Consider the following 17,813-nt stretch of genomic DNA (forward strand, 5'->3'; position numbering starts at 1 on the left):
AACCCCCATCCGCCCCGCGCGGACTCCACGGCGCTCCCCACTTTCCTCCTCGCCGCGGACTCCCCACCGCGCTCCCCACCGTGCCCCACGGGGTTCCCCACTCTCCTCCCCACCGCGCTCCCCACCGTGCTCCCCACAGCCCTCCACGGGTGAGGGAGCTGCGCCCGGGTGCGCCCCGGCCTCGTCGATAATCCGCGGAATATCAAGGAAATATCTCACGTGCGTCGGTCGCGGTTGACGCCGGTTGGGGCGGAGTGGGGATCGTCCGGGATGGAGCGCTCCTCCTCGCGCGCGGAGTGTGTGCTAGATTTCCTCCACTTTTCTCCACGGCAATTTTTCGTTGAAAATATGCCAAAAATGTCAGGAGTATCGCGCGCCACGCCGCACGTTTCTCTGTAAATATGGGGCTTGGTGGGTTAAAGTGGGGGAAAGTTCCGAACAGGGGAGGGCGGTGACATGTTCCTCGGCACGTACGAGCCCAAGCTCGACGACAAAGGACGCATGTTTCTGCCCGCGCGCTTTCGCGAGGACATGGAGGGCGGGATCGTCCTCACTCGCGGCCAAGAGCACTGCGTGTACGCCTTCCCCGCCGCGGAATTCGAGAGCATGACCGCGGAGCTTCGTCGCGCACCCCTGTCCTCAAAGCAGGCGCGTGACTGGATCCGCGTGATGCTCTCGGGAGCCTATAAGGAGATTCCGGACAAGCAAGGGCGCATTAGCGTCCCAGCGGACCTGCGCGCATACGCGGGGCTGGACCGTGAGCTCGCCGTCATCGGCGCGGGATCGCGAGCCGAAATCTGGAACGCCTCGGCCTGGCGCGAATACCTCGCGGTCCAGGAGGAGGTCTTCTCCAATACAGCAGAAGAAATTATTCCCGGGATGTTCTGACTCGTACTCCGAGGTCTCCGCCCGCTGTTCCGACATCACTTCCCCGGTGGCGGAGCACGGTGGGGGACCTGGGTGGACGGGTCGGACACCGGTCATGACGAACGACAAGGAGGCGTGGCATGGCGCATGCACTGGACTCGGTGCGCGATTCGTTGCGCCCCGGAGGCTCGGCCGACGAGGCCGGCATCGGTCGCCCCGCTGCCGAGCGCCATGTCCCCGTCCTCCTTGCCGAGTGCCTCGACATGCTCGCACCCGCGATTGGGACCCCCGGAGCAGTCTTGGTGGACGCCACCCTGGGGATGGGCGGTCACACCGAGGGTGCACTTGAGCGCTTCGGAGGCCTGACCGTCATCGGTATCGACCGTGACCCGCAGGCTATCGCGCTTGCTTCTGCTCGCCTCGAACGATTCGGGAGCCGATTCCGTGCGGTCCACACGACCTACGATCGTATCGACGAGGCCGTGGCCGAGCAGTGCGGTCCCGGCGCGCGCATTGACGGGATCCTCATGGACCTGGGAGTGTCCTCACTCCAGCTCGACGAGGCCGACCGGGGCTTCGCCTACTCGAAGGATGCGCCGCTCGACATGCGGATGGATGCGACCAGCGGAGACAGTGCCGCCGACCTCCTGGCCACCGCCTCGGAGGGGGAGCTTATTCGCATCTTGCGCACCTACGGCGAAGAAAAGTTCGCGCCTCGTATCGCGCGACTGATCATTCGCCGCAGGGATGACGCTCCCATCACGCGCACGGGCGAACTTGTGGACATTATCCGCGAGGCCATCCCCGCGCCCGCGCGCCGCACCGGCGGCAATCCGGCAAAACGTACCTTCCAGGCGCTGCGCGTGGCTGTCAACGACGAGCTCACCATCTTGGAGCGGGCCCTGCCGCGTGCTCTCTCGTGCCTGAGGGTCGGAGGGCGCCTGGTGGTCGAGTCGTACCAAAGCCTCGAAGACCGGATAGTCAAAGACATCTTGCGCCGCGGTTCCACCAGCGCCGCACCCCCCGGGCTGCCGATTGTTCCCGACGAGATGGCGCCCAGCCTGAAACTGCTCACCAAGGGCGCGAATCGCGCCGACCAAGCTGAACAAGATCACAATCCCCGATCTGCGTCCGTGCGATTGCGCGGAGCGGAACTCATCTCCGAATGGAAGGACTTCTCATGAGTGCAGCAACTGCGAAGGCACGTCCCGCGGCTCGCCCGGAGCTGCGTCGTGAGGAGGTTCGTGAGTTCCATATTGTCGAGGGGGCGCGCCCGCGCCGCTCTGCCGTGGCTATCCTCATGCTTCTCGTCGCTGTTGCCCTGGCGTCCGTGGTGGTTTCGATGGTTCTGAATACGCGCATGGCGCAGACGTCCTTCGAGATCCGCGAGCAGCAGTTGACGCTGAACGAGCTGGAGGCGCAGTCGTGGACGATGCGCTCCGAGCTTGATCGCAAGGCGTCGCCCACGGAGCTAGAGGAGGCTGCGAAGACGAACGGCATGGTGCCCGCCGGCAGGTCTGGCTTCATCACGCTCGAAACGGGGACCGTTGAGGGCGGGACTCCCGCCAAGTAACGCGGAGCCGAGTTCGTATGGATACCGTCATTGGGCGCTCGCGTTGGATCCTGTTCGCTATTATCGGAGCTCTCAGCCTGTGTGTTGTGCGTCTCGTACAGCTTCAGATCGTTGAGGGGCCGACGTTGGCCGCTCAGGGGCAGCGTGTGCGTACCTCCTCGACGTCGGTTGCTGCCGCGCGCGGCTCCATTGTTGATGCGACGGGTGTCGTGCTGGCCAACTCGATCCAGACATACGACATCGCCGTCAACCAGGTGAACATTGGTTCCTACGTGCACCGCGACGACGACGGTAATGAGGTTGGGCGCGGTCCTGCTGAGGCTGCCCATCAGCTTGCTCCTCTTCTTGGCATGGATGAGTCGGAGCTGGGGGGCATGATGCTGGGTGATTCGACCTACGTTTACCTCAAGCACAATGTTGATGCGGTCACCTATCGTGAGATTCGCAAGCTCGACATTTACGGCATCGAGTGGGAGTCTGTTTTCGAACGCGAGTACCCCAACGGGAATGTCGCCGCTCCCGTGATTGGAACGGTCGACGCGGGTGGAAAGGGTTCTTCGGGTATTGAGGCGCAGTTCGATACGCTGCTGACGGGTACGCCCGGAGCGCAGGCGTTCGAAATTGCGCCCAATGGTGCTGTGATGCCCGGAGGCAAACGCACGACGGTGGAGCCGAAAGATGGCGGCTCTGTGGAACTCACGTTGCATGCTGACCTGCAGCACCAGGTGCAGCAGTTACTGGATACTCGCGTGGCCAAGCACCAGGCCGACTGGGGTACGGTTGTCATCGAGGATGTCGCGACTGGGCACGTGCTGGTCATGGCCGACTCGAACTCGAAGGAGCCGGACAATGCGAATCTGCAGAAGGTGCACGCCGTGCAGGACACGTTCGAGCCGGGTTCGGTGGGTAAGCTCATCACGGTGGGTGCGGCGCTGAACCAGGGAACGATTACGCCCACGAGTGTCTTCCAGGTTCCGTATGCTCTTGATCTGCCTGACGCGGGTGGGCTGATTACGGATTTCCATCAGCATGATGGCGAGACACTCACGGCGACGGGTATCCTGGCCGAGTCCTCGAACACAGGCACAGTGCTGATCGGTCAGACGATGGCGGACGACCAGCGTTATTCGATGATGCGTGCTTTTGGCTTCGGGCAGGAGACGGGCATTGAGCTTCCGGGTGAGTCCGCTGGCCTGCTGCGTAGTTCGGATGAGTGGCAGGGGCGTGACCGTTATGTGACGATGTTCGGCCAGGCTTATGCGATTACAGCGATTCAGGAGGCCTCTGCCCTTGCAACAATCGCGAATGGTGGCGTGCGTATCTCTCCACACATCGTGAAGTCGTGGACGAATGCCGATGGCACGGTTGAGGTTCCCGAGGGGACTCAGCCGGTACAGGTCATGGAGGCTGGCACGGCTTCGCAGCTGCTGACGATGATGGAGTCCGTCGTTGAAGACAAGCTGGGGACGGCGAGTGCGTCGAAGGTTCCCGGCTATCGCGTGGGCGTCAAGACGGGTACGGCTGAGACAGTGATTGATGGGGCCTCAGGTCTCATCTCGACGACAGCGGGCATCATCCCGGTTGATGCGCCGCGTCTGGCGATCGCCGTGATCCTCTACAATCCGAAAGTGGCGTCGGTCTCATCTGATTCGTCGGCGCCGCTGTTTGGCGACATTGCACGCACGGCTGTTTCGAACCTGGGTATCCCGGCCTCCTCCGGGTCGGCTAACCTGTATCCGACGACTCCGTGAGTCTGAAGGAGAAGAATCATGCAGACATCAGCGCAGTGGATTGCTCAGGCGGTTTCTGGTCGCCTCGTTGGAGGTNCTTCCGATCTGGTGACCTTCACGAGCGCGGCGCGGTCGCGGTTATCGTTGAACATGAGGTTGACGAGGCCGTGGCTCAGATCGTCGTTGAGGATTCCACCGAGGCGCTGGGGGCTTTGGCGCATGCGCACGTCGAAGCTCTGCGGGCAAGCGGAGATCTGGATGTGATCGCGGTGACCGGTTCCGTCGGCAAGACAACGACGAAGGACCTGCTGCTCCAGATCCTGAGGGCCGACGGGCCGACGGTTGCACCTAAGCTTTCCTTCAACAATGAGGTTGGTCTGCCTCTGACCGCTTTGGAGGCGGATTCTTCGACGCGTCATCTTGTTCTTGAGATGGGTGCTTCCGGCCCTGGTCATATCGCTTACCTGACCACCATCGTCGCCCCTGACGTGGTCATCGAGCTGTGCGTCGGCCACGCACATGTGGGTGGTTTCGGAGGGTTTGAGGGTGTTGCAGCCGCGAAGGCTGAACTGATTCTGGGAGCCCTGCCCGGTGCGCGCGTTATCTTGAACACTGACGACCCCAATGTTGAGGCGATGGCACCGCTGGCGACGGGTGAGGTCATTCGTTTCTCCGCGTCGGGCAATCCAAGAGCCGACGTGCGTGCGCAGGATGTGCGTGTGGACCGTGCGGATCGTGCCTCCTTCACCCTGGTGACGCCTGCGGGCAGTGCCGATGTGTCGCTCCTGATTGTTGGGCGTCATCATGTGGCGAATGCGTTGGCTGCCGCTGCCGGTGCCTTGACGTTGGGTGTGGATCTGGAGACTGTTGGACGGGTGCTTTCCAGTGCGCGGGCGCTTAGCCCGCACCGTATGGATGTCCATGAGCTTGTCGTACAGGGGTGTGACTTGACGCTCATCGACGATTCTTACAACGCAAACCTGGACTCGATGCGCGCGGGTATCGCCGCGTTGGCTTCAATTGGTGTCCACGCGCGCAAGGTTGCGGTCTTGGGGGAGATGCTTGAGCTGGGCGAGGACACCCAATCGATGCACATGCGCGTCGGCGAGATGATCGCCAAGGCGGGCGTGGACACGCTCATCGGCTTGGGGGCAAACGCGCACTACTATCTTGAGGGAGCTGAGGCGGTGCCCAATCGTGAGGTTGCATCGGACCCGGCCGACGCAGCTCGCTTGGCTCTTCAGTTCGCGAAGGACGGTGCTGTTGTCCTGGTGAAGGGTTCTTTTGGTTCACATTCGTGGCAGGTAGCTGACATCCTGCGGGAGAAGGGAATGACCCGGTGATCGGTCTTATCGCTGCGTTCATCATTGCGATGGCGCTGTCTGTGATGGGCACGCCGCTGCTCATCCGTTTCCTGGTGCTGCACCAGTACGGTCAGTTCATCCGCCAGGATGGGCCGACGCAGCACCTCACGAAGCGCGGAACTCCCACCATGGGCGGTGTCGTCATTATCCTGGCGACGCTCATTGCGTGGGTGATTGGGGCGTTGGTCGCTGGTGCGGGTCCTTCATGGTCGGGCTTCTTGCTGGTGTTTCTCTTCACCGGTCTGGGACTCATCGGCCTGCTGGATGACGGCATCAAGATTATGCGGCAGCGTTCTCTTGGCCTGCACCCGTCGGGTAAGATCATCGGTCAGGTTGTCATTGCCTCGCTCTTCGCGGGTGGAACTCTTATCCGTCCCAATGAATTTGGTGAGCTGCCTGGGACGCTTGCGCTGTCATTTGCTCGACCGACTGCGCTGAGCTTCGCTTTAGCGGGCACTGCCGTTGGAGTCATCCTGTATCTCATTTGGACGAATCTCATTGTGACGGCATGGTCGAACGCCACTAATTTGACGGATGGCCTGGATGGTTTGGCAGCCGGCGTGTCCATCTTTGTTTTCGGTGCTTACACCTTCATTGCGTACTTCCAGCGCATTCAGGCCTGTACACAGCCGAGTGTCAACCATTCGGCGTGTTATTCGACGCGTGACCCTTTGGACCTGGCGATCTTCTGCGCCGCTCTGATCGGCGCGCTGGCGGGCTTCTTGTGGTGGAACGCGTCGCCCGCACAGATCTTCATGGGTGACACGGGTGCCCTCGCCCTGGGTGGCGCGGTTGCTGGTTTGTCGATCCTGACGCAGACGCAGCTTCTAGCTATCGTCGTTGGTGGACTTTTCGTGGCGGTTGTCATGTCGGATGTCATTCAGATCAGTGTCTTTAAGGCGACGGGTAAACGCGTCTTCCGTATGGCCCCGCTGCACCACCACTTTGAGCTGCTCGGTTGGAAAGAAGTCACGATCGTCATCCGTTTCTGGCTTATTGCTGCCATCGCGGCGGTCGCCGGAGCGGGCATGTTCTACGCTGAGTGGGTGTCTGCTCGATGAACCTGAATGCTGCCGTCATCGGCTGGGGAAAGTCCGGTCAGGGCGCTGCTGGCGCGCTGCTTGCCCGTCACTGGCGGGTGAGCGCCTTCGCTTCACGCGCTACCGACGCGCTGTCGTTTGACGATGTCGCGGACGTGCCTGTCCATGTCGAGGAGGATGCTGGTGTCCTCGTCTCCGCTGTCGTGGATGCTCGCCCCGACCTCGTCGTTGTTTCACCGGGTATCCCTGCGCATCACCCGATTTTCACCGCGTGTCAGGATGCTGGCATCGACCTGTGGGGTGAAGTGGAGCTCGCGTGGCGTCTTCAGGAGGAGGGTCCCCATGCCGGACGCCCCTGGTTGACCGTGACTGGCACTAATGGGAAGACGACGACCGTGGGTATGCTGGGGGAGATTCTGCGTGCTTCAGGTGTCGAGGCCGAAGAGGTTGGTAACATCGGTACCCCGATTACACGCGCGATTGATTCAGATGCCGAAGTGTTCGCGGTTGAGCTTTCCAGTTTCCAGTTGCACACGGCGCGCACGGTTCGGCCTTTGGCATCCGTCTGTCTGAACGTTGACGCCGATCACCTGGACTGGCATGGCAGCGTCGAGGCTTATGCTGCGGATAAGGCGCGCGTCTACGAGAACACCCTTCGCGCGTGCGTGTATCCTGCGTCGGATCGGCGCATCGAGGCCATGGTAGAAAACGCGGACGTTGTCGAGGGGGCGCGGGCTATTGGTCTGACGCTCGGTGCTCCGGCGGTCTCGCAGTTCGGTATCGTTGACGGCCTGCTGGTGGATCGTGCGTTCGTCGACGACCGCCACCGCCATGCCGTCGCTCTTGCCCGTATTTCAGACCTGGCTCAGGCATACGGGGATCACCCCTCTCCGGCTGTTCTTTCGGACGCGTTGGCTGCAGCTGCCCTGGCGCGTGCCTACGGTGTTGAACCTGAGGCCGTGGAGGGCGGCTTGCGTTCTTTCCGACCCGCCGGGCATCGTCGCGCAGTTATCGCGCGTGCCGCGGATCTGACGTGGATTGACGACTCGAAGGCGACTAACGCCCACGCTGCCCGCGCGTCGTTGTCCGGGTTGCCGCCGCGCAGCGCCATCTGGATTGTCGGCGGCGATCCGAAGGGCCAGGATTTCGCGGAGCTGATCAGCCAGGTTGAGCCGACCCTGCGCGGCGTTGTCGTCATCGGCGCAGACCGCAGTGTGCTCGTCAGGGAGCTGGCGGCTGGAGCTCCTGGCGTTCCTTTCGTTGAGGTGGACGGGCACGAGGACTGGATGTTCTCGGTCGTCAACGAGGCTGTGGCGCTGTCGCGTCCGGGTGACACCGTGGTGCTCGCCCCGGCATGCGCATCGTGGGATCAATTCGATAACTATGGTCAGCGTGGGGATGTTTTTGCCGATGCGGTGGCGCGTCTGGCGGCGCAGTGGGGGAGCGCCGGTGGCGACAAATAAGCGGGGCTGGCACATTCCTACTGTGACTCTGCCTCGGATTCTTTTCGGATCGGGGCAGGAGCACGAATCGAACCCGGTGACGACCTATTTTCTGGTGGTTATCCCGGCTCTTCTGCTGTCGTTTTTTGGTCTGGTCATGGGGTTTTCCGCTCAGACTGTCGCCTCCATCGCGCAGGGGGAGAATCCCTATACGGCGTACGCGCGCCCGCTGCTCATTATTGTGTCTTCCCTCGTGATTGCGTCGGGCGTACAGTTGGTGCCGCAGCGCTGGCTGGCGCGTCTGGCTGTCCCGATGTTTGTGACGGCTCTCGTTTTTCAGTCGTTGGTGCTCAGCCCGCTGGGTCGTTCGGAGGGCGGTAATGCGAACTGGGTGAAGCTTGGACCCATCATGGCTCAGCCGTCGGAGTTTTTGAAGCTTGCGCTCGTCATCTTTTTGGCGTTCATGGTGTCTAAGTCGGCGTCGAAGCGTTCTGACGTGAGGACGATGAGTGTGGCCGTTGCTGTGCCGATCCTGGTGGCGCTTGGAGCGGTTATGCTGGGCCGTGACATGGGTACGGCGATGGTTGTCGCGATGGGTGCGCTCGGTGCGGTGTGGGTGGCGGGTCTGCCGAAGCGGTGGTTTGGTGTTCTCGTCATGCTTGCTGTGCCGACCCTGGTCTTGTTGGTTTTGTCGAATCCGACGCGTATCCGACGTGTTTTGGCGGTTCTGCCTGGCACGTCGAAGGGGCCGGATGAGTCGGCGCCGGAGCAGATTGACCACTCGCTGTGGGCGTTGGGGTCGGGTGGTTTGACGGGCTTGGGGCCGGGCGCGTCGCGTGAGAAGTGGAATTATTTGCAAGCGGCTCACACGGATTTTATTTTTGCGATTGTTGGCGAGGAATTCGGCTTGCTCGGTACCGTGGCGGTTCTGGTGTGTTTGGGTTTGCTCGTGTGGGGCATGTTCCGTGTGGCGCGCGAGTCCTCGGATTTGTTCGTCATTATCGTGGCCTCGGGTGTGGGCACGTGGATCGGTGTCCAGACGGTTATTAATGTTCTGTCGGTTACTCGTATGGGTCCTGTGATTGGTGTGCCGCTGCCGCTCGTGTCCTATGGCGGCTCGTCGTTTTTGTTTACGATCACTTCGGTGGCGGTCGTGGCATCCTTTGCGCGTGCGCGTGCGGGGATGCGGATGATTGGGAGGCCGGACGAGGCCTCGGCTGGTCGAGATCCGCGGGTGGCTCCCCGCAGGCGCTCCGCTCGTTAACATTAGGTCACCCACTCGCGTTAAGGAGACGCTTATGGTCAAGGTTGTGATGGCTGGCGGCGGGACCGCCGGTCACGTGAATCCTCTTCTGGCGACGGCCGCGCAGCTGCGTGAGGACGGAGCTGAGGTCGTTGTGCTGGGCACGAAGGCGGGGTTGGAAGCGGATTTGGTTCCCGCCGCCGGTTTTGTGCTGGTGGAGATTCCGCGTGTTCCTTTGCCGCGTCGCCCCTCGTTGGCGTTCTTCACGTTGCCGTCTCGTTTTTCCGATGCTGTTAAGCGCTGCGGCAAGGCTTTGGAGGGCGCCGATGTGCTCGTGGGGTTCGGTGGCTACGTGTCGACTCCGGCTTACATTGCGGCTAAGCGTGCGGGTGTCCCGATCGTCATCCACGAGCAGAACGCTCGCCCGGGCCTGGCCAACAAGGTGGGTGCACGCAACGCTGCTGTCGTTGCTTTGACTTTTCCTTCCTCGCCGCTGGCGGCCAAGCGCGGTGAGACGGTTGTGACGGGATTGCCGTTGCGCTCAGCTATTGCTGACCTGGCGAGTCGCCGATCTACCTCGGAGGGGGCCGTGCAGGCGCGCCGTGAGGCCGCTGAGCGCTTGGGTGTGGACGCTGGTGCTCCGACGTTGCTCGTGACGGGCGGATCCTTGGGGGCTTTGCACATCAATGAGTCGATGACGGGCGCGGCGGACGCGCTGCCTGAGGGTGTTCAGGTCGTGCACCTGACGGGCCGCGGCAAGGATGAGCCGGTGCGAGCGGGCGTGGAAGCGGTCGGTCTGGCGGATCGCTGGCATGTCATTGATTACCTGACGACGATGGAGGACGCGCTGGCTGTCGCGGATCTCGTGGTGTGCCGCTCAGGCGCTGGGACGGTCGCGGAGATGGAGGCACTGGGCCTGCCGTGCATCTATGTTCCGCTGCCGATTGGCAACGGAGAGCAGCGGCTGAACGCGAAGGATCATGTTGAGGCGGGNGTCTTCGTGACCGCCGGTGAGGGTGGCGGCACGGGTACCGGTGCGGCTCCTGTCGTCGCACGCGTCGCCCGCGAAGCCGGCGCTCTGACGGTGGGAGTTGTGACTCGTCCGTTCTCCTTCGAGGGTAACCGCCGTGCGGCCCAAGCTGAGGGCGGTGTGACCACGCTGCGCGAAGAGGTCGATACCCTCATCGTTATTCCCAATGATCGACTCCTGGAAATCTCTGACGTGAGTATCTCGGTGCTCGATGCCTTCCGTGCCGCGGATCAGGTTCTGCTCTCCGGTGTTCAGGGCATCACTGAGCTGATCACCACCCCGGGTCTGATCAACGTTGACTTCAACGATGTCAAGTCCGTCATGAAGGACGCTGGCTCGGCTCTCATGGGCATCGGCGCGGCCACCGGTGAGGATCGCGCGCTGCGAGCGGTTGAGAGCGCTATCTCCTCCCCGCTGCTCGAGGCCTCGATCGACGGCGCTCACGGCGTGCTCATGTTCTTCCAGGGCGGCTCCGATGTCAGCCTGCGTGAGGTCTTCGCATCCTCGCAGCTGGTGCGCGAGGCCGTCCATCCCGAGGCGAACATCATCTTCGGTGTTGTCGTTGACGNCCTCGCAGTCGCTGGGGCGTGCGGGCGCGGCTCGCGCGCTGGCGGATCTGGCCCTGGCACAGGTGAAGGAGGACGGCCATGAGTGAGCCAACGCTGCACGATCGTTTCCATTTGATCGGTATTGGTGGCGCGGGGATGAGTGTTGTCGCGGAGCTGTTGGCGTCGCGCGGGGCGCTCGTCGAGGGGTCTGACCGAGAGGATTCTGGTGTGCTCGAACATCTGCGTGCGGTCGGCGTGCGGGTGTTTGTCGGGCATGACGCCTCGCACGTGGATCCGTCGGCGGTCGTCGTGGTGTCCACGGCGATTCGTGAGAGTAATCCGGAGTTGGCGGTGGCTCGCGAGCGTGGACAGCGTGTTATTCACCGCTCGCAGGCGTTGGCGTTGGCTGCGTCGGGTATGCGTTTCGTGGGGGTGGCAGGTGCTCACGGCAAGACCTCGACGTCGGGTATGTTGGCGATCGCGTTGGCGCAGTGCGGGTTGGATCCGTCGGTTGCTGTGGGTGGTGTGCTGCCGCAGTTGGGTACGGGCGCGCACCTGGGGACGGGTGACATTTTCGTCGCCGAGGCCGATGAGTCGGATGGGTCGTTCCTGAACTATTCTCCGACCATTGAGATCGTGACGAACGTGGAGCCCGATCATCTGGATCGCTATCGTTCGCGCGAGGAGTTTGAACAGATTTTTGTGGAGTTCGCCAGGTGTATGGTGCCCGGTGGGCTGCTGGTGACGTGCGCGGAGGACGAGGGGGCTGTGCGCCTGGCTGCCGCGGCTCGAGCTGAGGGTCTGCGGGTCGTGACTTATGGCCGCGCTGATCGTAGCCTGTGTGAGGCGGACGTAGTGATTTCGGATGTGCAGGTTGATGCTCGTTCCACGTGCGCGCACGTGGAGTGGGGGGATCGCAGCGCTGATTTGGTTATGTCCGTGCCCGGTGAGCACAATGTGCTGAACGCAGCGGGTGCCTGGGTGGCTGGCATCGAGTGCGGCCTGGAGCCGCAGGCTGTTGCTGATGGGTTGGGCCGGTTTACGGGTGCGGCACGCCGCTTTGAGGCGCGTGGTCAGGTCGGTTCGCGTCGTCTCTTTGATGACTACGCGCATCATCCGACCGAGGTGGTGGCTGCGATCCGCGAGGCTCGTGTTGTCGCCAGTGGGGGAGAGGTCACGGTTGTGTTCCAGCCGCATCTGTACTCGCGTACGCGCATTTTTGCCCAGCGTTTCGCCGATGCGTTGGCCGGGGCGGATCATGTTGTGCTGGCGGGGATTTACGGTGCGCGCGAGGATCCGCAACCCGGTGTCGATTCGACGCTGATTTCATCTCGCATTCCCGGGGCCGTGTATGTCGAGGACATGCACGAGGCAGCCCGTTTGGCCGCGTCCCTGACCCCCGAACACGGTGTGTGTGTGACGATGGGTGCCGGTTCGATCACCAGGTGCGCGTCGGATGTCGTGGACGAGTGGAAGCGGATGGAGGCATGAGGCCTCCGTCTCCGAGGCGTCCGGGGGGACGGCGGGTTCAGTCTTCTGAGGAGCGTGCCTCTGATGAGGTATCTGCTGCGGGAGAAGTCGGGGATGTGTCGTCGGGGCGGCTTCGGTCCCCAGATGGGGAGCGCGTCGTGTCTCGGGGTGTGCAGCGCAGCGCGAGGAGGCGTTCTGGTGGCGGTGAGTCGCGGCGTGCCAATGTGCGTTCATCGGCGCGTGATCGTGTGACGGGTGTTTCCGAGGATGGGAGGGAGGGCGCTGTCTCTTCTTCCGTTGAGCGTCGGCGTGAGCGCGCGTCCTTGGCGAGACCAATCGCAGCCGCTGATGCTGCTGCTCTGCTGGGCGGAGTTGACGCCACGGACTTGGGTGATCGTCTGCGTGAACGTTCGCGTGCACGCCGGCTGCTCGTGTTGCGGCGCATCGCTTGGACCGTGGTCACGGCGGCACTCGTGGGAGGGGCGACGTGGGTGGTGTTCTTTTCGTCGCTGTTCGCGCTCTCGACCACGAGCATTCAGGTTTCGGGCGAGGATGGGGCGCTTGTTACGGTTGAGTCGGTCCGTTCCTCGGTGGCGGGATTTGAGGGGGTTCCTCTGACGCGCCTGAATACGCAGGCGGTTGCCCGCGCGGTTGAGTCGAATGTTGCAGTGAAGTCTGCATCGGTGTCTCGCCGATGGCCGACGAGCTTGAGGGTGTCGGTGTCGATGCGTGCGGGTATGGCAGTTGAGGCATCGTCGGGTTCCTATTGGCTGGTTGACGACCAGGGTGTTGCCTTTGAGAGGCTCGGCAGTGCGGGGGGCTATCCGCTTCTCACGCTGTCCGAGGACCGGGCGACGGGGGCCTCTGATGTTGCCTCCGTCTTGGGGGCGTTGGATGAGTCGACACGCTCGCAGGTGTCGGCGATTACCTCTACCGGGACGCAGGTGACGTTTACGCTGCGTGGGGGGCAGACTGTCAAGTGGGGAACGAACGAGGATGCTCCTCAAAAAGCGCGGGTTCTTGCTACGTTGCTTGCCAACGTGACGGCGACGACATACGACGTGTCGTCTCCGAATCACCCTGTGACCAGTTAAGCCTTCCTCTTCGTCCGCGTGTTGGCTTGAATGAACGCACGCGGACCCCTAATTTCTTTTCGACACGAAGCACATTAAACATCAACCTTCAACTAAAGGTTGAGGGTCTGATGCAAGGGAGACATCCATGGCGACACCGCAAAACCACCTGGCAGTGATCAAGGTCGTCGGCGTCGGCGGCGGCGGAGTCAACGCCGTGAACCGAATGATCGAAGTAGGCCTGAAGGGCGTTGAGTTCATTGCCGTTAACACCGACGCGCAGGCTCTACTCATGTCCGATGCTGAGACGAAGCTGGACATTGGCCGCGAACTGACGCACGGCCTCGGCGCCGGAGCGGATCCTGCCGTCGGTCGCAAGGCAGCAGAGGACCATATCGAAGAGATTGCTGCCGCGCTTGACGGCGCGGACATGGTCTTCGTGACCGCCGGTGAGGGTGGCGGCACGGGTACCGGTGCGGCTCCTGTCGTCGCACGCGTCGCCCGCGAAGCCGGCGCTCTGACGGTGGGAGTTGTGACTCGTCCGTTCTCCTTCGAGGGTAACCGCCGTGCGGCCCAAGCTGAGGGCGGTGTGACCACGCTGCGCGAAGAGGTCGATACCCTCATCGTTATTCCCAATGATCGACTCCTGGAAATCTCTGACGTGAGTATCTCGGTGCTCGATGCCTTCCGTGCCGCGGATCAGGTTCTGCTCTCCGGTGTTCAGGGCATCACTGAGCTGATCACCACCCCGGGTCTGATCAACGTTGACTTCAACGATGTCAAGTCCGTCATGAAGGACGCTGGCTCGGCTCTCATGGGCATCGGCGCGGCCACCGGTGAGGATCGCGCGCTGCGAGCGGTTGAGAGCGCTATCTCCTCCCCGCTGCTCGAGGCCTCGATCGACGGCGCTCACGGCGTGCTCATGTTCTTCCAGGGCGGCTCCGATGTCAGCCTGCGTGAGGTCTTCGCATCCTCGCAGCTGGTGCGCGAGGCCGTCCATCCCGAGGCGAACATCATCTTCGGTGTTGTCGTTGACGATACCCTCGGTGATGAGATCCGCGTGACGGTCATCGCGGCCGGCTTTGATGATGTCGCGGAGGCCGCGCCGGCGCACCCGGCTGTGTCTCGTGTTTCCGCTCCCGTCGCTCAGAAACGCCCCGCCGCGCCCGAAGCCAAGGCGCCCGCTGCCGAGACGACGCGCCTGAGTCAGGTGTCTACTCGTCGCCCCCAGCACCGTCTGGATGTTGCTGCCCCGGTGCGTGAGACCGCTCCGGCTGCCGCTGAAGCGCCTGCCGCTGTCGAATACGAGGAAGCCGCCTCTGAGCACTCCTTCGAAGTGCCTCGCATCTACCCTGAGGCCCCCGAGAAGGAAGAGTTGGATATTCCTCCGTTCCTGCGCTGATGACAATGTCGCTATGGGCTGGTGCCCGGGTCCACCTCACCGTGGTGGACCCGGGCACCAGTGCGCTCGCTGGCAACGTGGGTTTGCATGTCGGGGATCAAACGGAGCTTGTGCGTGCGCGCCGGGCAGCCTTGGCGGATGTGCTGGGCCGTGACATCGTATGGATGAATCAGACGCATTCGACTGTTGTCGAGGTTATAACTTCCGTCGAGGGGGTGCCAACGGCGGCAAGCACGGCGAGGGCGCTTGACCATCGCGCGCCAGGCCAGTGGGGTCCTGTCGAGGCCGACGGTATCATCATCGATGCCCGCGGCTGGGAGGAAGCTCCTGCGCTCGCTGTCCTCACCGCTGACTGTCTGCCCGTCGTATTTTCCGCAGCGGGTGGAAGGGTCGTTGCCGCCGTTCACGCGGGCCGTCGTGGGCTTCTTGGGGGTATTCTCATGCGGACGGTTGACCTGATCCGAGCGCGCGTAGATGGATCGATCGATGCGCTGATAGGACCCGCTATCTGTGGGAGCTGTTACGAAGTCCCGTCCGACATGGTTCGCCAGAGCGAGGAGATCATGCCGGGAATCGGTAGTCAGACCTCCTGGGGGACGCCCTCCCTTGACTTGCCCCGCGCCGCGGCATCGCAGCTGCGCGAACGGGGTGTGCGTGTAGACAGTGACTCCCGCTGTACGTTGGAAACGCCCACGCTATTCTCCTATCGTCGCGACAGAGAATGTGGTCGTCAAGCGCTCGTCATTGCTCCCGCCTGAGCGCGTAGGGGTGGCCTCTCACGGGTCGTGTCGCGTGGCGTCGCCTGGGCTTCGCCATCTTGCAGCTTGTTCGTGACGTCCATCGCCGGAGTGCTCCTTGCGACGCGCCGAGTCAGCTGCGCCTCCTGACCGTCAAGCGCCTGTAGCTTGTGGCTATGCATCGCCTGAAGGAGGAATGATGAGCGATTCGTTCGGTGCGCGCGCACGCAAGTTCATGGGTTGGTACTCGTCCGAGGAGCCCGTTGATGAGTTCGAAGAGTTTGACGAGGTGGAAGAGGTAGCACCTGTGGCTGACATCACGCCTGTGTCCCGTCCAACGCTGACCGCCATTCGACGCGAGGATCCTGTCGAGGATCTCACTCGCATCATGACGATCCATCCCACCGCGTACTCCGATGCGGTGACCATTGGTGAGGCATTCCGCGATGGTATCCCGGTCATCATTAACCTCACCGATATGGGTGAAGAGGAAGCGCGCCGCCTCGTCGACTTCGCTGCCGGCTTGACCTTTGGGCTACGCGGAGTCATTGAGCGTGTCACTGCTCGCGTCTTCCTGCTTTCCCCGGCCACGGTGGAGGTCACTGGAGAAACCTCCTCGTCGGCGCGACGGGGTTCCCTCTACAATCAGGGTTGAGCTTCGTTGTGATCGTTGTGAGTTGGGTTGCGTGGGGGCTGAGTGTTCTCATCAACCTGTACATGATGGTGCTCTTTGCGCGCGTCATTCTGGACTGGGTTCAGTTGTTCGCGCGCGGATGGCGCCCTCGAGGGATTGGTCTCGTTCTTGCGAATGTCCTTTATGCGCTGACCGATCCTCCGATTCGCTGGTTTGGGCGCTTTGTTCCGCCGCTACGTCTGGGCGGCGGAATGTCGATTGATGTCGGTTTTATGCTGTTATTTCTGGTGCTTATGATTGCGCAGCGTTTCGTCCGTTTTCTCTTTTTTATTAGCCAGTAGACATTAAATTAAAGCATGAGAGGTCGCACATAAATCGCGGTTGCACCGTGATCAATGTTGCTAGTGTGACAATATCGGTTATTATTTTTGTGACGTGATCACGGGCGGCCTTCCCGGTCGTCCAGGCATGCGGGAATCCGCGTGTCCAATCGAAACGACCGAGAGGCGAAGCAATGGCCCTGCTCACTACCGAGGATGTCCTCAACAAGAAGTTCCAGTACGTCAAGTTCCGCGAGGGATACGACCAGGATGAGGTTGATGAGTTCCTCGATGAGGTTGTCTCCACCATCTACTCCCTGCAGATGGAGAACCAGGAGCTGAAGGAGAAGCTCGAGGCCGCGGAGCGCCGCGTTGCAGAGCTCTCCAACTCTGATTTCAGCCCAGCCGAGGCCCCGGCGGCCCCTGTCGCCGAGACCCCCGCACCTGCGGCTCCCGCCCTGACCGGCTCTCAAGATGCCGAATCCGCGACTTCTATGCTGGCACTCGCCCAGCGCGTCCACGACGAGTACGTGCGCGACGGCGAAGAGCAGAGTGCGAAGATCATCGCCGAGGCCAACGCCGAGCGCGACACGATCATCGCTGATGCTCAGAAGCAGAAAGACTCGCTGCTCAACCAGCTCGAGCAGGAGCGCGAACTGCTGGAGAACAAGATCAACGGTCTGCGTACCTTCGAGGCCGAGTACCGCTCGAACCTGCGCAGCCACCTCGAATCCCTCCTCAACGAGGTCGGCAACGGCGAGAACTGATCGCACACTTGGCGGTGGCGGCGCACTTCGTGGTGCGCCGCCACCGCTCATTTAAGATAGGGAACCATGGCTGACTCCTCCCATCCGATCCGCACCCGTTCGACGTGGATGTGGGCCGCCCTCGTGTGTGCGGTGGCGATTATTAGCGACCAAGCGTCGAAGATGTGGGCGCGATCTGCCCTCGATGCCTCAGAGCCGGTTCCCCTGATCGGGCGGTGGCTGTCGCTTCGACTCGTCCACAACTCGGGTGCTGCTTTTTCTTTCGCGGCTGGTAACACCTGGATCCTGACGATTTTCACCGTCGTGGTTGTCGGCGCGCTCGTGGTGCTCGCTCGTCGCGTCCAGCGCCCGTCGACGCTGCTGTCAATCGCCCTGCTCACAGGGGGTGCCATCGGAAATCTTATCGACCGTCTCAGTGCCGAACCCGGCTTCGGTATCGGCCACGTCACTGACTTCATCGCTTACGGTACCTGGTTCGTCGGGAATGTCGCGGACATTTGGATCGTTCTGGGGGCGCCGCTGCTCGCCTATACGCTCTCCCGTGAACCTTCGAAGGGAGAGAAGCAGTGAGCT

15 protein-coding genes and 3 pseudogenes are annotated in these 17,813 nt (G+C 62.3%); all 18 read left to right on the forward strand.

Annotated features, from left to right (window positions below; translation table 11 throughout):
• The first annotated feature begins 456 nt into the window (after positions 1 to 456).
• The 18 genes and pseudogenes from mraZ (at position 457) to lspA (ending at position 17,810) form a co-directional block, all read left to right on the forward strand.
• Complete coding sequence (gene mraZ / locus BQ7477_RS07880; RefSeq protein ID WP_009056606.1) at positions 457 to 888, forward strand: division/cell wall cluster transcriptional repressor MraZ; 432 nt, start codon at positions 457 to 459, stop codon at positions 886 to 888.
• A 119-nt stretch (positions 889 to 1,007) separates the two neighbouring features.
• Complete coding sequence (gene rsmH, locus BQ7477_RS07885; protein WP_073983461.1) at positions 1,008 to 2,051, forward strand: 16S rRNA (cytosine(1402)-N(4))-methyltransferase RsmH; 1,044 nt, start codon at positions 1,008 to 1,010, stop codon at positions 2,049 to 2,051.
• Positions 2,048 to 2,440, forward strand: a complete 393-nt coding sequence (ftsL, locus tag BQ7477_RS07890; RefSeq protein ID WP_073983462.1) for a cell division protein FtsL — start codon at positions 2,048 to 2,050, stop codon at positions 2,438 to 2,440. The genes rsmH and ftsL overlap by 4 nt, the downstream gene beginning before the upstream one ends.
• A 17-nt stretch (positions 2,441 to 2,457) precedes the next feature.
• Positions 2,458 to 4,191 (forward strand): peptidoglycan D,D-transpeptidase FtsI family protein, encoded by a 1,734-nt coding sequence (locus tag BQ7477_RS07895; RefSeq protein ID WP_073983463.1) that lies wholly within the window; start codon positions 2,458 to 2,460, stop codon positions 4,189 to 4,191.
• 18 nt (positions 4,192 to 4,209) lie between these two features.
• Positions 4,210 to 5,513, forward strand: a pseudogene (locus BQ7477_RS07900) (UDP-N-acetylmuramoyl-tripeptide--D-alanyl-D-alanine ligase).
• On the forward strand, positions 5,510 to 6,595 hold the full coding sequence (gene mraY / locus BQ7477_RS07905) for a phospho-N-acetylmuramoyl-pentapeptide-transferase (RefSeq protein WP_073983464.1): 1,086 nt from the start codon (positions 5,510 to 5,512) through the stop codon (positions 6,593 to 6,595). The pseudogene BQ7477_RS07900 and the gene mraY overlap by 4 nt, the downstream one beginning before the upstream one ends.
• Entirely contained in the window at positions 6,592 to 8,037 is a 1,446-nt protein-coding gene (murD, locus tag BQ7477_RS07910; RefSeq protein ID WP_073983465.1) for a UDP-N-acetylmuramoyl-L-alanine--D-glutamate ligase, read from the forward strand. The genes mraY and murD overlap by 4 nt, the downstream gene beginning before the upstream one ends.
• Positions 8,024 to 9,280 carry an FtsW/RodA/SpoVE family cell cycle protein gene (locus BQ7477_RS07915; RefSeq protein ID WP_420884433.1) on the forward strand — a complete coding sequence of 419 codons (1,257 nt, stop codon included), beginning with the start codon at positions 8,024 to 8,026 and terminating at the stop codon, positions 9,278 to 9,280. The genes murD and BQ7477_RS07915 overlap by 14 nt, the downstream gene beginning before the upstream one ends.
• A gap of 49 nt (positions 9,281 to 9,329) precedes the next feature.
• A pseudogene (locus BQ7477_RS13045) lies at positions 9,330 to 9,716 on the forward strand (UDP-N-acetylglucosamine--N-acetylmuramyl-(pentapeptide) pyrophosphoryl-undecaprenol N-acetylglucosamine transferase); the annotation flags it as partial.
• A gap of 195 nt (positions 9,717 to 9,911) precedes the next feature.
• A pseudogene (locus BQ7477_RS13050) lies at positions 9,912 to 10,856 on the forward strand (glycosyltransferase); the annotation flags it as partial.
• Positions 10,857 to 10,936: 80 nt separating this feature from the next.
• A complete protein-coding gene (gene murC, locus BQ7477_RS07935) occupies positions 10,937 to 12,328 on the forward strand; it encodes a UDP-N-acetylmuramate--L-alanine ligase (RefSeq protein ID WP_073983467.1) in 1,392 nt (463 codons plus the stop codon).
• 227 nt (positions 12,329 to 12,555) lie between these two features.
• A complete protein-coding gene (locus BQ7477_RS07940) occupies positions 12,556 to 13,401 on the forward strand; it encodes a cell division protein FtsQ/DivIB (RefSeq protein ID WP_234968726.1) in 846 nt (281 codons plus the stop codon).
• Positions 13,402 to 13,528: 127 nt separating this feature from the next.
• Positions 13,529 to 14,782 (forward strand): cell division protein FtsZ, encoded by a 1,254-nt coding sequence (ftsZ, locus tag BQ7477_RS07945; protein WP_073983469.1) that lies wholly within the window; start codon positions 13,529 to 13,531, stop codon positions 14,780 to 14,782.
• Entirely contained in the window at positions 14,782 to 15,540 is a 759-nt protein-coding gene (locus BQ7477_RS07950; RefSeq protein WP_073983470.1) for a purine nucleoside phosphorylase YfiH/LACC1 family protein, read from the forward strand. Before ftsZ ends, BQ7477_RS07950 begins: the two co-directional genes overlap by 1 nt.
• 178 nt (positions 15,541 to 15,718) lie before the next feature.
• Entirely contained in the window at positions 15,719 to 16,174 is a 456-nt protein-coding gene (locus BQ7477_RS07955; protein WP_073983576.1) for a cell division protein SepF, read from the forward strand.
• Between the two features lie 8 nt (positions 16,175 to 16,182).
• Positions 16,183 to 16,494, forward strand: coding sequence for a YggT family protein (locus BQ7477_RS07960; RefSeq protein WP_073983471.1), 312 nt, complete (start codon positions 16,183 to 16,185; stop codon positions 16,492 to 16,494).
• Positions 16,495 to 16,667: 173 nt separating this feature from the next.
• Positions 16,668 to 17,240 carry a DivIVA domain-containing protein gene (locus BQ7477_RS07965; protein ID WP_073983472.1) on the forward strand — a complete coding sequence of 191 codons (573 nt, stop codon included), beginning with the start codon at positions 16,668 to 16,670 and terminating at the stop codon, positions 17,238 to 17,240.
• Between the two features lie 66 nt (positions 17,241 to 17,306).
• The gene (gene lspA / locus BQ7477_RS07970; protein WP_073983473.1) at positions 17,307 to 17,810 is read left to right on the forward strand and encodes a signal peptidase II; all 504 of its coding nucleotides are present in this window, start codon (positions 17,307 to 17,309) and stop codon (positions 17,808 to 17,810) included.
• Positions 17,811 to 17,813: the final 3 nt, after the last annotated feature.

Origin of the sequence: Actinomyces bouchesdurhonensis, assembly GCF_900128465.1 — a bacterium.
In the GTDB taxonomy this organism is placed as follows: Bacteria; Actinomycetota; Actinomycetes; order Actinomycetales; family Actinomycetaceae; genus Pauljensenia; species Pauljensenia bouchesdurhonensis.